Below are 15,458 nucleotides of genomic sequence, written 5' to 3' on the forward strand. Positions count from 1 at the left end.
ACCTGCGTATTAGTCTATTTACAGGGCCATCTCCTCATGCAGAAAAAGACAGATACAGCCTCTATCCCAAAGGGTCGATTTAGTCGTTTGGGTAAACTCAGTTCTTTAGCAGGGCGAGTAGCTGGAAACATGCTAGCTGAAAGTGTCAGCGAATTAGCCAAAGGCAATCGTCCTAAAATGAAGGATTTACTGCTGACACCCACAAACGTCATACGTGTCGCCGATCAACTTGCCCACATGCGTGGTGCAGCAATGAAAGTCGGTCAAATGATATCTATGGATGCAGGTGATATGTTACCGGCCCAGTTAACAGATTTACTATCTCGGCTGCGCTCAGACGCTAAGTCTATGCCAGAAAAGGAGCTCATTAACTTATTAGAAGCTCGATGGGGGGAAAGCTGGCAGAAAAAGTTTATCCAATTTCCCCTACAACCCATCGCTGCAGCGTCTATAGGCCAAGTGCATAAAGTCATCACCCAAGATCTCAAACGTTTGGCAATTAAAATTCAATATCCAGGTATTAAACAAAGCATCAACAGCGATGTGGATAACGTAGCAACTTTAATAAAAATGACGGGGTTACTACCTAGGGGTCTGGATATAAAACCCTTGTTGGCCGAAGCTAAAAAACAGCTTCACGATGAAGCGGATTATGCCCTTGAAGGAAGGTATTTAGACCAATATGCCGCAGTTATTGAAAATGATGATGCCTTTATTATGCCGGTTTTGGATAAAGAATTTAGTTCAGACACTATTCTTGCCATGAGTTTTGTGGATGGTATACCGATAGAGCAGTTGGTTGATGCACCACAAGAAACACGCGATCAGGTTATGAGCCAACTGATGCGTTTATTTTTTAAAGAATTATTCGATTTCCAATTGGTGCAAACCGATCCTAACTTTGCCAATTACCAATATGATCAAGATACCCAAAAAATTGTTTTATTAGATTTTGGTGCAACCCGAATATACACACCACATATGGCTGAAAGTTATCGTCAGCTTATGCAAAACGCCAGTCATCATAAAAAATCAAAGATCCGTCAAGCGGTCTTAGATATAGGTCTAATCAGGCAGGATTTGCCAGAAAAGGTTCAGCAAAACATCACTGATTTGGCTTATATGGCCTGCGAGCCTCTATACGGTGAATCACCTTACGACTTTGCTGGCTCTGACTTGTCTTCCCGATTACAACATCAAGGCATGCAACTGGGATTAGAAAAAGAGTATGCACACACACCATCGGCTAATGCGATCTTTTTGCATCGTAAACTAGGGGGATTATTTTTATTGGCGATTAAATTAAAAGCGAAAGTGGATATACAAAGCCTATTTGCGCCATATAATAAAGCTTAATTAGCAGTACCAAAGGACGCTTATATGCTCATTCAACTCTCCCCCATGCAAGCTCGGCTTATTGGTGTATTACTCGAAAAAGAAGTGACTACACCTGATCAATATCCTCTATCTCTCAATGGTTTAACCCTAGGTTGTAACCAAAAAAGTAACCGTGAACCCGTAATGAACTTAAGTGAATCTGAGGTGCAAAACCTATTAGATGAACTCAGGGACAAAAAGTTAATATTTGAACATATAGGCACGGGTAGCCGAGTTGTAAAATACAAACATCGCTTTTGTAATACCGAATTTAGTGATTTAAAATTTAGTCGCCAACAATTAGCGATTATCTGCGTGATGTTGCTGCGCGGCCCACAAACTCCCGGTGAACTTAGAACACGCACCAACCGCTTGGCAGAATTTGCTAATGTGGATGAAGTAGAAGCCACGTTAAAGAAATTGCACCAGCTAAACGACCAACAATTAGTGCTCAAACTAGACCGCGAACCCGGCAAGCGGGATGCTCGTTATGCCCACTTATTTAGCGGTGACGAAGGATTGCAAATAGCATCGCAGACACCAGCAAACTCGACTCAAGATTCAACATTCACCCCCAAAGCATTAGAGCGGATTACACTTTTGGAACAACAAGTGGCTGAATTGACGAGTCAATTAACAGAATTGAAGGAACTCGTGGATATATTGAGCGAATGAAAGGCCGATATACATCCCAGAGATTATAGTTTCTTGTATGGGTTCGGTCTCCAACAAATAAGCAGCTTTTAAAGAAATCCAACTTTTCAAGTCCACTTTTTTGATGCAACCCTATTCTTTTAGGGGTCTGACGAGTCCCATCAAGATGCCGCCCCCATATTTTACTAACGTGATTAATACTTAAGGCCACACAAAGACGGTACTGATGTCTAATGAGTGTCCAAACAGTTATTAGACACACCCGAAACTCACCATAATTAGCGCCTGTTGCATAGATCAGATATAGCGTTTATTCTTTTATGCTTTGATAAAATTGTGTATAAGTTCTCCACTAGGAGTTTACCGCCATGATGTTTAAAGAGTTGCCAAATGATTGCAAAGGTTTCTGCCACCACTGGTGTTCCCTGTAGTACTAATGTCGGCTTTATTGACAACGTAACTGCCGGTATATAACTGTGTAACAATCAACAATGCTTAAGATAAAATCTATAAAACAAAACTTATAAAGAGAACAACAAACAATGGCTAATGACGGAAACTACAAAAAAAGCAAAATCGGTGATCACGCGCTCAAGCCTGAAACAATGATGATGTCTTACGGTTATGACCCACAACTCTCCGAAGGCTCCGTCAAGCCGCCTGTTTTTTTGACCTCCACATTCGCCTACCAAACACCAGAGGAGGGTGAGGAATTTTTTCACATTATGGCTGGCCGAAAGCCCGCGCCACAAGGTAGTGTTGGCGGCCTAATTTACAGCCGTTTCAATCATCCCAATGTCGAAATAATCGAAGACCGATTGTCTCTATTTGAAGGCTCAGAACGCTCCGTAGTATGCTCCAGCGGTATGGGTGCAATTAGCGCAATACTTCTCGCTTACTTGCGTCCCGGTGATGTGATCGTGCAAAGCGCGCCTTTATATGGCGGCACCGAAACACTTATCCGTAAATTTCTGCCCGAATTCAACATAAAGACGGGCGAATTCCATAACGGTTTGGATGAGCCGACCATGCTCAGCTCCCTCCGTGAAGCAGGCAAAAAAGGCCGGGTTGCCATGGTCTTTATTGAATCACCCGCCAACCCAACAAACTCTCTTGTTGATTTCGAAGCGCTAAACCGTGTATTAGATATTATTGAGACAGAAACAGACCACCGCCCTATCAGTGTCTGCGACAACACCCTCATGGGCCCTGTGTTCCAACAAGTTGTGCCCCAAGGCATTGATATGGCTATGTACTCTCTAACTAAATATGTTGGCGGCCACAGTGACCTTGTTGCTGGTGCAGTTTGTGGCAGCAGTGAAATGCTGCGCCCAGTTCGCGCCACCCGAGGCATTCTGGGTCTTAACCTCGACCCGCATACAAGCTGGATGATCTCCCGCTCACTCGAAACCTTAAGTATTCGCATGGAACGTTCCGCTGATAGCGGCCGTAAAGTAGCACAATGGATTGCAGATAATACTTACATCACTGCAAAAGTTCTTCACCCTGAGTTCATCGCAGATAAAGCTTACCAAGCCGTTTATAAGCGCCAATGTTCAGGGCCTAGCTCAACATTTTCATTCGTGTTGGACGTATCAAAATCAGACACCTTCCGCCTGATCAACAACCTGTCCCTTTTCAAATCAGCGGTCAGTCTAGGCGGCAGTGAAAGTCTTATCTGCCACCCTGGTAGTACCACTCATTCAGGGGTACCTGCTGACTTACGTGAGAAATTCGGTGTAACCGATGGCCTTATCCGCCTCTCAATCGGCCTTGAACACCCGGACGATCTCATAGCCGACCTCGATAACGCCTTCTGCAGAACCTTCAAGGATATAAATACCCCTTAACATGTGACTTTGTCGAGGGCGGAACATGGATGACCATTTCCATGTCAGTAAAATAGGGTTTGTTGCTAGGTGGTTGTTTAGCGATATCACGTCCATTGCCCGTCCCGTTGAATTTACGGTTAAGAACAATCGGCTCCCTCCAAGCTTACGCCAGATGTTTTTTTAAATTGTTTGATCAGAACTTCACTGCGCGAGCGGACAATACCCGGCAACTCCAAAAATTTTGTGGCCATAAATTCTTGGAATTGCAAAATATCTTTCATTCTAATTTTCAAGGTAACATCAAAATCTCCCGTCACTGAATAGCACTCTTCAATTTCACTCATATTATTAGTCACTTCCGCAAATTGTTTAAATATTGACTTGCTGGTTTGATTTAAGCTGACATGAATAAAAATCACTAAAGGTAAGCCTAATTTCTCTACGCTAAGGCAAGCTTGGTAACTTTCAATAATGCCCAATTTTTCTAATCGCTTAACTCGGTCAGAGCAGGGACTGGTGGTTAAATGTATTCTGCTAGCGAGCTCAGCAATAGGCACTCGACCTTCTTTTTGTAAAATATTCAATATTGCCAAATCTGTTTTATCAATTTTCATAATAGCTCCACAATTTACGCCTAGTTTTAATCAAATACAGCCGCAAAGAGGTAAATCCGATTCATGTCAAATGCTCTGGGATACGTATGTCAAACCTACCTAATATGCTTTATTACTGCGTATTTAAATATTAATACAGCAATATCACTGCAATTTTTAACTTATTCAGTTAAATAAACTGCATTCATACGTTTATTTAAGTGTTTACAGTAAAAGAAACTTGAATGGTTCTGCTAACCTGAACTTAGAAAAATCGATAAAAATTGAAAATACCTATGATATGGCAATTTATTAGTACCTCGATATTTATTTCTATAAATAAAATTGAGTCAGCCCTATTAGGCTCACAAAGCATTGACCAACATATAAATGCGTTGCTCAAACCCGTTGCTGAGCTATTTAGTAGCATCATCTTTTATTCATTTAATGTAGTAGGCACCTCAGTGCCCATTATTGTTCTGTGGCTGATTGTCGCGGCAATAAGTTTCACCTTTTATTTTGGTTTTCTTAATATCCGCGGCTTTAAACATTCATGTAAAGTTATCCGAGGGGATTACTCAGACCCTAATGATCCCGGTGAAGTCAGCCACTTTCAGGCATTGACTACAGCACTTTCAGGCACTGTGGGTTTGGGAAACATTGCCGGTGTCGCCATTGCAATCTCCATTGGGGGACCGGGGGCTACGCTATGGATGATCATTGCCGGATTCATGGGTATGTCTACCAAGTTTCTGGAATGTTCCCTTGGTGTTAAATATCGTCGTATTAATGAACAAGGTCAAGTGCGCGGCGGCCCTATGTATTACCTTAGAGATGGCTTGTCTGATTTGGGTCATAAAAAATTAGGAAAAGTGTTAGGGGTGTTTTTTGCTATCTGTTGTGTTACGGCTTCGCTTTGTGGCAGTAATATGCTGCAATCGAATCAAGCTTATCAGCAGTTTGTCACTGTTATGGGGGGCAGTAACAGTGCTTGGGCCGATAAAGGCTGGTTGTTTGGGTTAATTCTAGCCATTTTGATCGGTGTAGTGATCATCGGTGGTATTAAACAAATTGCCAAAGTAACCGAAAAAGTTGTACCGCTGATGGCTGCTGTCTATCTATCCGCTGCGTTATTCATTTTAGTTGCCAATGCTAGCGAAATACCTCACGCATTCAGCCTGATTTATCATGGTGCGTTTTCCCCAACCGGTGTCGTTGGCGGTATTATCGGAGTCATGATCCAAGGCTTTAAGCGTTCAGCTTTTTCCAGTGAAGCGGGGGTTGGCGCGGCTTCTATCGCCCATGCCACTGCATCCACTAAAGAGCCAATTCGGGAAGGTTATGTGGCCCTACTTGAACCTTTTATCGACACTGTCGTTATTTGTACTATGACTGCCTTGGTTATTGTTATCACAGGGGCTTATAGTTCTGTTGAAGGCATAGATGGCGTTGCGTTAACATCACGGGCCTTTGGCAGTGTCATTTGGTGGTTTCCGTATTTACTGAGCGTTGCGGTCTTGTTATTTGCAATATCAACTATGATTTCATGGGCCTATTACGGTTCGATTGCATGGGGCTTTTTAGTTGGCGACAGTAAGGTATTAGATCTCACCTATAAATTCATTTTTTGTTTATTTACCATCATTGGCGCCTCCATCAGTTTGGACTCAGTTATCGCCATTTCTGATTCTATGTTCTTTTCCATGTCAATTGCCAACATCATTGGCTTGTATATGTTGGCACCTCAGATCAAACAAGATTTAAAGACTTACCAAACAAAATATACGGATTAAAATAATGAATTCCATTAATTTAAGACATAAGTTACATCAGCACCCTGAACTTTCTAATACCGAGTTTGGCACTGCTTCTCGTCTAGTTAAATATATAGCGCCATTGTCACCCGATAAGATTATTACAGGGATCGGTGGCACAGGCGTCGCAGTTTGCTTTGGTGATGCGGCAACAGGGAGCACTGTCATGTTGAGATGTGAGCTTGATGCCTTACCCATTGCTGAAACCAATTCTTTCGATTATCGCTCAATAAATCCGGGTATATCCCATAAATGTGGCCATGATGGCCATATGGCAATACTCGCTGCAGTTGCTCAATATTATTCCAATAATAGGCCCAAGGCTGGTCGTGTGATCTTATTGTTTCAACCCGCGGAGGAAACGGGTGAGGGAGCAAAAAAAGTGCTGGAAGATAGAGTCTCTGAGCAACTTAAGCCAGATTTTGTATTTGCGTTACACAACACACCGAAATATCCAATGGGCGAAGTATTCATCAAAACTGGCACAATCTGTTGCGCATCCCGAGGGATGATCATACGTTTAACGGGAAAAACAGCCCATGCCGCACAACCAGAAACAGGAAACAGTCCAGTTAAGGCTGTCCATCAGTTATTGCCATTATTTGAGCAGTTGCCAGCGTTAATTAACAGCCATAGTGACTTTACATTTGCCACTATTGTTGGCGTCAAGATTGGCGAAAAAGCCTTCGGCACCTCACCCGCAGATGCTGAAATATATGTCACGCTGCGCAGCGAGCATGATCTTGAAATGAGACGTTTAGTCGAAATGGTCAATGACAAAGTCATCGCCCTGGCAATAGAACACCAACTCGCTTATTCGATTGAAAGTGAAGATGTTTTTGATGCGACTGTTAATCATGATGAGGCAGTGGCGATTATTACCAACGCCTTACATAATGAAGCCGTTCACCTTATATCACATCCTTTTCGCTGGTCAGAAGATTTTGGCCAATTTACCAGTATGCATTGTGGTGCATTGTTTGGTTTAGGTGCCGGCGAGGATACGCCTGCATTACATAATCCAGACTACGATTTTCCAGATCAACTCATCGAAATCGGCAGTCGTTACTTTATTAAAATTACGGATCACTGTTTTAATCATAAGCAACCTGCAAAATAAAAAGGGTCAGCCTCAACTTAAAAATTATAAGTCACTAACTTTTGAGTTTTTGGCAATCATTACGCAAACATTCATTGTGAAAATCGGTTAGCTATTGCCTTTGACTAAACCTTTAGGGTAGCTATACCAGAGTGTATTATCTTGTTCCCCCCTTGAATTAACTCAACAGTGAAGATCTCCTATTGTTTCTATATTGAAACAAAGTGCCAATTTGGTAAAAAACCCTATCGGTTAAATCCGCCTCATTAACTACACTATTGGCTGTTTAGTTATCTTGCCAAAATGTTGCACAATGACAAAGTCGACGTCAGTGGATAGCAAGTAAAGGGCGATGGAACATTCGCCCTAGCATGTTAATCAACTCGCTAAATAGCGGTTGAGCCACCATCAATGGGTAAGGTTGCTCCAGTGGTGAAACCTGCTGCGTCAGAGCTCAAATACAATACAGCACCAACCACCTCTTCTACTTTACCTATCCGGCCAACGGGGTGCATTGCGCCAATCGCAAGGGCTTTTTTTGCGTCACTCGCTACCGCACGACGATACATATTGGTATCAATCACAGCTGGGCAAATAGCATTGACTCGGATACCTTTTTTAGCATATTCAACTGCCGCTGACTTAGTGAGTCCCACTACGGCGTGTTTACTAGCAGCATAAATACTCATCTTTGGCGCGGCACCTAAACCTGCAACAGACGCCGTATTTACAATCGCACCACCGCCAGTTTTAAGCATCGTTTGGATTTCGTGTTGCATACACAACCATACACCTTTGACATTGACGTCCATGATTTTGTCAAAAACATCCTCACTGCCATCAGCCAACTTAGTTGACTCGATATCAATACCGGCATTATTAAAGGCAATATCTAGACGACCAAATGTGTCTTGGATAAAGGCAAAAAGGGTTGTCACTGATGCTGTATTACTCACGTCACAGGCGTGGAAAACGGCCTGGTAACCTTGTGAACAAAGACTTTTTGCCACTTGTTCACCCTCTTGGTCTATATCTGCCAATACCACATTGGCACCTTGTGCTGCAAAAGCCCGAGCGGCAGCTTCACCGATCCCAGCGGCAGCGCCTGTGACTAATACAACCTTGTCTAAAAACCCGTTTTGATTACCCATTTATGCATTCTCAATTTCTTATTAGTCTGAAGACTAGCAACTCAAACCTAAAACAAAAAATAGGTTTTCTAGATGTTGACCTATCAATAGAATGAATGAATGCTTGAAAAATGCTTAATCACATAACTGGTAACGATGGCAGATAAATAACCGCTTATTAAGTTTAAGACCTAACGTATTATTATTAAACAGATATTTATGGGTATGAGTATCAACCTGATTTTTTCTTGCTACACTGTTAGCAACCAAGACTAAGCACATTGCTGAGTCCATCAGTCGGCGGAACTATGATTACATTTACACTTAACGGTAACAAAATGAGTACGGATGCACCTTCAGACACACCATTATTATGGGTTATCCGAGACGAATTTGGACTTAAAGGTACCAAATTTGGTTGTGGAATTGCCATGTGTGGCGCCTGTACTGTGCATTTAAATGGTGGTCCAGTTAGGTCTTGTTCATTGCCAATTGCCGCGCTTAATGGAAGCGAAATACGCACCATTGAAGGGCTTGAAAACAAACACCCTTTACAAAAGGCCTGGGTTGACAATCAGGTTCCTCAATGTGGTTACTGCCAATCAGGTCAAATTATGCAAGCCTCTACATTGTTGGCCACTAATGCAAATCCCTCAGATGAAGAAATTGTTAATCATATGACCGGAAACCTTTGTCGCTGCATGTCTTATAAACGTATCAAAGAAGCTATCAAACAAGTATCTTCAGCAAGTGTTAGTGTCGTAGAAATTTATGATCCTAAAAGAGAAAGTATTCTACAAAGCAATAATGAACAGGGGGTAGTGTAAGATGACTCGCCTCAACAAAACCGAAAAAATTGAACAAAGCCGTCGTAATTTTTTAATAGGTACAGTAGGCACAGGGTTAGTCATGGCCTTTGCACCTGTGATGACTGCATACTCCTCAGAATCAGCTGCTACCGCACTCAATAAAAAGCACTTTAATCCAACAGTTTGGTTTGAAATTGATCAAACAGGTTCCATTCTAGTCAACATTTCGCGAGCTGAAATGGGCCAACACGTGGGAACTGCGATCGCCCGTATTGTTGCAGATGAATTAGGCGCCGACTGGAACAAGGTCACAATTAAACATGTAGATACCGATCCCAAATGGGGATACATGGTAACGGGAGGTTCATGGTCTGTTTTCCAATCATACTTGCCCATGTCTCAAGCCGGAGCTGCGGGGCGAACAGCTTTAATTGAAGCCGCAGCAACATTACTGGGCGTTCAAGCAAGTGAATGTAAAACACAAAATAGCCAAGTGATATGCGGTGACAAGTCAATTAGCTTCGCTGACATTGTTAGTAAAGGCAAAATAGATAAAACATTTAGTCCCGAAGAACTTGCCAAGTTCATACCTAAAGATCCAAAAACCAGACAACTTATTGCGAAGCCTAGTAAGGCTTTGGATATACCGGCCAAATCCACAGGAACAGCGAAATATGGCATTGACGTTGAACTTGAAGGCATGGTGTACGCACGTCCGTTAATACCGCCAACTCGTTATGGTTCGAAGGTCCTTAACGTAAACGATAGCAAAGCGACTGATGTTAAAGGTTACTTAGGCTACGAAATTTTGCAGGACCCCAGCAATATCCTACAAGGGTGGGTCTCTGTTCTAGCAGATACATATTACGGTGCAATTCGAGCGGCACAAGCCATTGAAATAGAATATCAGGCTGGTGAAACAGCGAATGTCAGTGAACAGGATTTAATTGACGAAGGTGAAAGGCTGGTTGCTGATAAATCCTCAGGTGGGCTTTTTGTTGACCTCGGTGATATCGATAAAACAGCTGCAGAAGCTAAGAAATCTATCGATGGCACTTACAGGACCGCTTCTGCGCTGCACTTTGCTTTAGAGCCAGTCAATGCAGCCGTTGAGTTCAAAGACGGTATTTGTCATGTACATACGGGTAACCAATGGCAATCGTTATTTTTGCCCGTTGTGGCCAAATCTGTCGGACTTACCGATGACAAAGTTATTATTCATCAATATTACTTAGGTGGTGGTTTTGGTAGGCGTTTAGCCGGCGACTACATGATCCCTGCAGCAGTGACTGCCAAAGCCATAGGTAAACCAGTCAAACTGGTATTTACCCGTGAAGACGACTCGCGCTTTGACTGTATCCGCTCACCTTCAGTACAACATTTTGCTGCCTACTGGGATGGCGAAGATGCGTTACAAGGTATTGATCATGCCGCTGCAGCGGGTTGGCCATCCTTGACTATGGCGCCAGGTTTTATGCCAGACAGCGTAGACAAGAAAACCAAGGTCGATGCCTTTTCAATTAGTGGTGCCGACCACTGGTACAGCCTGAACAACCATAGAGTGCGAGCCATCAACAACCCACTTGCGCAAAAGACCTTTGTACCAGGTTATTTACGTGCTGTTGGACCGGGTTGGATTGGATGGGGAGTAGAATCGTTTATGGATGAAATCGCCCATGCACAAAATATGGACCCTATCGATTTCAGAATGCAACTGCTCGACGCTAAGGGTAGAAATGCAAGTAAAGCACCCGAGGCCGTAGGTGGAGCAAAACGTCTTGCTCATGTGTTAAATGAAACAAAAATGAAATCTGGTTGGGGTAAAACCTTACCTAAAAATGAAGGCATGGGTGTGGCAATTGCCGCAGGTCAAGAGCGTACGATGCCCACATGGAGTGCTTGTGTCGCACATGTTAAAGTTGATCCCGCCACTGGCGACGTGAAAGTATTAAAGCTTACCAATGTAATGGACTGTGGCACCGTGGTTCATCCTGATGGCGCACTAGCCCAAACGGAAGGCGCAATGCTTTGGGGATTAAGCCTTGCATTACACGAAGGAACAGCCATTAAAGATGGGCAAGTTGCTGACACAAATTTAAATACCTATACGCCACTTCGTATGGCAGATGTACCAGAATTGGATATCAGTTTTGTACAAAACACTGAATTCCCGACCGGATTAGGTGAGCCAGGTTTAATTGCGGTTGCCCCTGCTATCGGTAATGCAATATTTAATGCTGTTGGCGCAAGAGTGCGCGACTTGCCTATTACACCTAAGGCCGTAAAAGCTTTAATATAGAGTAAAACTGCTCGGCTAAGAACTGTATTTCGAAGCGCCATTTCTTCACACAAGTTATGGCGTTTTTTATTAATGACGACATGAGTCATATCAGAACCGTCTTATATAAAACGAATCGAAAATCTCAATCTTACTATGATCTCTGCTTCGAAAATATTAGGAGTTAACTGTAAAATGACAAGCATTCAACGTCAAGAAACCAAACAACGCATGAGTCGAATTGTGACCCATCAAGGCACCATCTACCTTTGCGGACAAGTTTGTGCTGACGCCACCCAAGGTATTACACATCAGACTCAAACAATGCTGGGTAAAGTTGAACAGTTATTATTAGACGCTGGCAGCGATAAAGAACATATGCTTTCAGCCACCCTTTACATTAAAGACATGCAAGACTTTGCTGCCATGAATATGGTGTGGGATAACTGGGTACCTGAGAGCCACGCACCTGCAAGAGCTTGTATTCAGGCATCGATGGCTAGACCTGAATTATTAGTTGAAATATCTGTTATTGCAGCGCAAAAATAGTCAACAGCTTCACCCTGACATTTTTATCATCTCACTAACAATAACATTTAGTGAGATTCATCACCGGCAGTTAAACGATTAACACTGCTCTGCTCTGCTCTCATCTCATCTCAGCTCTATCTAATAAGCGTACACCCCGTGTTGGATAATAAGTAAATACGGGGTGGTTGAGTTTACTGGCTGATTTGTGAGTTAATAAAATTGAACTCGCTGGCTTAAACCTGCTTTTTTAACCACCATAATGTATACCAACCCACAACCAAGCCTGACAGCACATTGGCGGCGGCAATAGCGTAATAAACCGATTGGATATCGAAATATATCCCAGCTATGAGGCTGAGTGGCACATACAACAGTGCGGTTCTAAAGAGGTAGTAGCCTAATGAGCTCATCGGGCGGCCTAGGGCATTAAACGCCGCAGCTGAGACAATCACAATTCCATACCCCCAAAGCCCAATGGTGGCGATACCTAGATAACTTGAGGACTCCTTTGCAATACCCGCATCAGAAGATAATACTTGGCTGATTGGCTCAGCCAAAAAATATAATAACGTTAAAATAAAGGCTGACCAAACGCAGCACATAAGGTAACAATACTTAACGGCTTGCAATACTCGGTTCTTTTTATTCGCGCCCCAATTTTGCCCAACTATGGGCGCGATAGACGCAGACAGCGCGAACATTGGGATACAAGCAAAAGTCTCAATCCGCGTGGCCACACCAAAAGCAGCTACCGTCTGGGCACCAAAAGTCGCAATAACGCCGGTGACGATAGTCACGCCAAAAGGATTAACGGCACTACCAAGACCTGCTGGAATTCCCACTTTTAATACTTTTTTACAAGATTGAATCATTTCAGATAATGCGGGCAGCAACAAAACAATCATTTTTTCCCGGTAATAGGCAACGTATAAAGCCAATAACAAACTAAATACTCTGGCGATAAGTGTGCCGTATGCCGCACCTTCTATATTAAAAGCAGGAATGGGACCCCAGCCAAAAACTAAAATAGGCGTCGCGATGATATTGATAACAGCGGCACCGATCATGATAATACTTGGCCATACTGCATCACCTACCGCTCGAATAATCGCATTGGCAACCATAGGAATGACCAAAAAAGGCATAGAGATGTACCAAATCCACATATAACGTTTAATCATAGAAAGCACTTCACCTTGTGCCCCTAAGAGCATAAACAGAGGCTCTATAGTCAACAGGCCAATTATGGAAATAACCACTACAATTAACGTCGCAATAATTAAACTATCAGTCGACAGGCGTTTAGCTTCTTTTTCATTTTTAGCCCCAATCGCTTGTGATACCACTGCTGCGGCACCTGCACCTAAGCCTATAGCTAAACTTGCGATGGTAATAGTAATAGGGAAAGTAAATGACAGTGCCGCTAGTTCGTTTGTACCAAGCTTACCTACAAAGTAGGTATCGACAATGGACACAGACATAGTCGCCATAATGCCAACTATCATCGGCAAGGTCATGCCAGCAATAGCACTCCACAAAGACCCTATGGTTAAATCACGTGAAGATTGACTCATGGCGTTCCTTATGTGTTTCTGAACAACCCACTTGTATTGTTAAAAAATGAGCAATTAATCTATTTACGTAATTAAACTCAAATAGGAGGTTTTATTAGTTCGCGGATTTCAGTTTCTCGGGCGACACGTGGAATTAAGGGTCAATAATGTTATGGAGACACCACTAACCTTATTAGCCTAATTTTTGCAGACACTGCATTATCCAGTTTTTCAACTGTGATTCACTTAAGCCACCAGAAATCCTATCCATTTCTTTACCATGATGGAAAAACACCAAAGTAGGAATACTGCGAATAGTCGCGTCCGATGAGACTTTCTGCGCTTGTTCAGTATTCACTTTAGCAAACAACAAACCTTCAGACTCTTTGGCAATAGCACTAAATACCGGTGCCATTGCTTTACAAGGGCCGCACCAGCTTGCCCAAAAATCCACAATGACAGGTAAATCATTTTTTTCGATGTAGCGATAGAAAGAAGAATCGGTTAACTCAACGGGACTCGAAGAGTAAGCCGCTTGCTGGCACTTACCACATTTGGCCTGAGTATGACTTTTATCTTCTGGTATACGGTTTATTGCGAGGCAATGAGAACAAACTATGTGCATTTATCTTCCTATAAGTGGGCTATTAATACCAATCCGTATAACATTTAATGGAATACTGATTTCAAGCACACAATACCAATTTATTGTTAACTCTACTTACTCTTTTTTTAATATCCAATTGGATACTATGCAAACCACCAACTGATTGTAAAAAAGCATCAACGGATAACTTCTGCTGATCATTGAATTGATGATAGCAGTCTAATATTCGTTGCACTTTCCACTGATGAAAGGTGGCAATGGCGCGCTTTTCAGTCACATCACCAATGATAAAATTGTGCTCACCTATGGTTCTGGGAATATCTACAATTTGTGGATTTTGGTCAACCCATTTTTCTAATACTTTCACTGTATTTGTCAGTACTGGCCACTGCTCTTTAAACATACGTGTTAGCGGCGTTAGCAACGTTTCAGGGATGAGATCGTCAGCTAAAAACTCACCTTCCACATCTTGAGGTTGATTCATTCTTTCAACCCACTTAGCCACATTAGGCGCTATTTTTTTCATCAAAGCACCAGGCTCGGGATCTCGATATAAATGTGCGTACAAAGGCCCCATCAAACCAAAGTCACCTAAACAAGGTTTACTGCCTAATAGATAGTCATGTTCAGCAAAGTGTTTATCCAATGCTGGCAACACATGATTTTCATACCAGTCTTCTATCGCAGGAATACTCTTGTCAGTAATGCCCAATAAAGGTACAAAACCTTTAAATTTCGCCCCAATTTTTTTGCCTATAAATGCACGGATAAAACCTGGCATATTCGGCGCAATGACCTTTCCAAACTCTTGATAAATAAACGGGAAGTTAGCTTTATTCCAACGGTAATGCATTGCGGGTATGACTAACCACTCATCACCCCAAGTTTCAAATAAGTAAGAAACCAATTTTTGTTTAGGGGTTGTAGGGATAACTGAACGTTCAGGATGACATTGTTCAAGAGTATCAATAATCTGTGCAGTATCTTGCAAATACTCACCTTCAGGGGTTTTGACTACTGGCACAAATCGGACTCCCGTTTGGGGCACAATCACACTTTTATAAATTTTAAGGGAAGAAAATACTTCTGTGTATGGTAGGTTTTTAAAAATCAAATAGGCTCTAGCCTTGCCTGTATACAAAGACATTGTGGCACCATAAAGTGTGTATTTTTCCGACATA

General features: G+C 42.5%; 13 protein-coding genes. 8 read left to right on the plus strand and 5 right to left on the minus strand.

The window, feature by feature from the left end; all coding sequences use genetic code 11:
• The first annotated feature begins 36 nt into the window (after window positions 1-36).
• From CXF95_RS20510 to CXF95_RS20520, 3 genes are all read left to right on the plus strand, one after another.
• The gene (locus CXF95_RS20510) at window positions 37-1,356 is read left to right on the plus strand and encodes an AarF/ABC1/UbiB kinase family protein (RefSeq protein WP_101200432.1); all 1,320 of its coding nucleotides are present in this window, start codon (window positions 37-39) and stop codon (window positions 1,354-1,356) included.
• 24 nt (window positions 1,357-1,380) lie between these two features.
• Window positions 1,381-2,052 carry a YceH family protein gene (locus tag CXF95_RS20515; protein ID WP_101200433.1) on the plus strand — a complete coding sequence of 224 codons (672 nt, stop codon included), beginning with the start codon at window positions 1,381-1,383 and terminating at the stop codon, window positions 2,050-2,052.
• Window positions 2,053-2,573: 521 nt separating this feature from the next.
• The gene (locus CXF95_RS20520) at window positions 2,574-3,881 is read left to right on the plus strand and encodes a cystathionine gamma-synthase family protein (protein ID WP_101200434.1); all 1,308 of its coding nucleotides are present in this window, start codon (window positions 2,574-2,576) and stop codon (window positions 3,879-3,881) included.
• A gap of 119 nt (window positions 3,882-4,000) precedes the next feature.
• Here the strand turns inward: CXF95_RS20520 and CXF95_RS20525 are convergent, their stop codons facing one another.
• Window positions 4,001-4,477: an Lrp/AsnC family transcriptional regulator gene (locus CXF95_RS20525; protein WP_101200435.1), complete on the minus strand. Its 477-nt coding sequence runs from the start codon at window positions 4,475-4,477 to the stop codon at window positions 4,001-4,003.
• Between the two features lie 275 nt (window positions 4,478-4,752).
• Between CXF95_RS20525 and CXF95_RS20530 the strand changes: the two genes are divergently transcribed.
• Together CXF95_RS20530 and CXF95_RS20535 are read left to right on the plus strand one after the other, a co-directional pair.
• Entirely contained in the window at window positions 4,753-6,249 is a 1,497-nt protein-coding gene (locus CXF95_RS20530; RefSeq protein ID WP_101200436.1) for a sodium:alanine symporter family protein, read from the plus strand.
• Window positions 6,250-6,253: 4 nt separating this feature from the next.
• Window positions 6,254-7,390, plus strand: coding sequence for an amidohydrolase (locus tag CXF95_RS20535; protein ID WP_101200437.1), 1,137 nt, complete (start codon window positions 6,254-6,256; stop codon window positions 7,388-7,390).
• 365 nt (window positions 7,391-7,755) lie between these two features.
• Here the strand turns inward: CXF95_RS20535 and CXF95_RS20540 are convergent, their stop codons facing one another.
• On the minus strand, window positions 7,756-8,520 hold the full coding sequence (locus CXF95_RS20540) for an SDR family oxidoreductase (RefSeq protein ID WP_101200438.1): 765 nt from the start codon (window positions 8,518-8,520) through the stop codon (window positions 7,756-7,758).
• 287 nt (window positions 8,521-8,807) lie between these two features.
• Between CXF95_RS20540 and CXF95_RS20545 the strand changes: the two genes are divergently transcribed.
• From CXF95_RS20545 to CXF95_RS20555, 3 genes are all read left to right on the plus strand, one after another.
• Complete coding sequence (locus CXF95_RS20545; RefSeq protein WP_101200439.1) at window positions 8,808-9,326, plus strand: (2Fe-2S)-binding protein; 519 nt, start codon at window positions 8,808-8,810, stop codon at window positions 9,324-9,326.
• A gap of 1 nt (window position 9,327) precedes the next feature.
• Window positions 9,328-11,607, plus strand: a complete 2,280-nt coding sequence (locus CXF95_RS20550) for a xanthine dehydrogenase family protein molybdopterin-binding subunit (RefSeq protein ID WP_101200440.1) — start codon at window positions 9,328-9,330, stop codon at window positions 11,605-11,607.
• Between the two features lie 174 nt (window positions 11,608-11,781).
• Window positions 11,782-12,135 (plus strand): RidA family protein, encoded by a 354-nt coding sequence (locus tag CXF95_RS20555; RefSeq protein WP_101200441.1) that lies wholly within the window; start codon window positions 11,782-11,784, stop codon window positions 12,133-12,135.
• Between the two features lie 215 nt (window positions 12,136-12,350).
• On the opposite strand, the gene CXF95_RS20560 is transcribed toward CXF95_RS20555, so the two are convergent.
• The 3 genes from CXF95_RS20560 to CXF95_RS20570 all read right to left on the minus strand — a co-directional run bounded on the left by CXF95_RS20560 (window position 12,351) and on the right by CXF95_RS20570 (window position 15,457).
• Window positions 12,351-13,691 carry an MATE family efflux transporter gene (locus CXF95_RS20560; protein WP_101200442.1) on the minus strand — a complete coding sequence of 447 codons (1,341 nt, stop codon included), beginning with the start codon at window positions 13,689-13,691 and terminating at the stop codon, window positions 12,351-12,353.
• Between the two features lie 172 nt (window positions 13,692-13,863).
• On the minus strand, window positions 13,864-14,295 hold the full coding sequence (gene trxC / locus CXF95_RS20565) for a thioredoxin TrxC (RefSeq protein ID WP_101200443.1): 432 nt from the start codon (window positions 14,293-14,295) through the stop codon (window positions 13,864-13,866).
• 61 nt (window positions 14,296-14,356) lie between these two features.
• Window positions 14,357-15,457 (minus strand): glutathione S-transferase family protein, encoded by a 1,101-nt coding sequence (locus CXF95_RS20570; RefSeq protein WP_101200444.1) that lies wholly within the window; start codon window positions 15,455-15,457, stop codon window positions 14,357-14,359.
• Between the last annotated feature and the right edge of the window lies 1 nt (window position 15,458).

The organism is Paraglaciecola sp. MB-3u-78 (genome assembly GCF_002835935.1).
Taxonomy (GTDB): Bacteria; Pseudomonadota; Gammaproteobacteria; order Enterobacterales; family Alteromonadaceae; genus Paraglaciecola.

What these genes read in the sequence shown, in the direction of transcription:
- CXF95_RS20510 (WP_101200432.1), top strand. Translation starts at nt 37, where the DNA reads ATGCAGAAAAAGACAGATACAGCCTCTATCCCAAAGGGTCGATTTAGT.
- CXF95_RS20515 (WP_101200433.1), top strand. Translation starts at nt 1,381, where the DNA reads ATGCTCATTCAACTCTCCCCCATGCAAGCTCGGCTTATTGGTGTATTA.
- CXF95_RS20520 (WP_101200434.1), top strand. Translation starts at nt 2,574, where the DNA reads ATGGCTAATGACGGAAACTACAAAAAAAGCAAAATCGGTGATCACGCG.
- CXF95_RS20525 (WP_101200435.1), bottom strand. Translation starts at nt 4,477, where the DNA reads ATGAAAATTGATAAAACAGATTTGGCAATATTGAATATTTTACAAAAA.
- CXF95_RS20530 (WP_101200436.1), top strand. Translation starts at nt 4,753, where the DNA reads ATGATATGGCAATTTATTAGTACCTCGATATTTATTTCTATAAATAAA.
- CXF95_RS20535 (WP_101200437.1), top strand. Translation starts at nt 6,254, where the DNA reads ATGAATTCCATTAATTTAAGACATAAGTTACATCAGCACCCTGAACTT.
- CXF95_RS20540 (WP_101200438.1), bottom strand. Translation starts at nt 8,520, where the DNA reads ATGGGTAATCAAAACGGGTTTTTAGACAAGGTTGTATTAGTCACAGGC.
- CXF95_RS20545 (WP_101200439.1), top strand. Translation starts at nt 8,808, where the DNA reads ATGATTACATTTACACTTAACGGTAACAAAATGAGTACGGATGCACCT.
- CXF95_RS20550 (WP_101200440.1), top strand. Translation starts at nt 9,328, where the DNA reads ATGACTCGCCTCAACAAAACCGAAAAAATTGAACAAAGCCGTCGTAAT.
- CXF95_RS20555 (WP_101200441.1), top strand. Translation starts at nt 11,782, where the DNA reads ATGACAAGCATTCAACGTCAAGAAACCAAACAACGCATGAGTCGAATT.
- CXF95_RS20560 (WP_101200442.1), bottom strand. Translation starts at nt 13,691, where the DNA reads ATGAGTCAATCTTCACGTGATTTAACCATAGGGTCTTTGTGGAGTGCT.
- trxC (WP_101200443.1), bottom strand. Translation starts at nt 14,295, where the DNA reads ATGCACATAGTTTGTTCTCATTGCCTCGCAATAAACCGTATACCAGAA.
- CXF95_RS20570 (WP_101200444.1), bottom strand. Translation starts at nt 15,457, where the DNA reads ATGTCGGAAAAATACACACTTTATGGTGCCACAATGTCTTTGTATACA.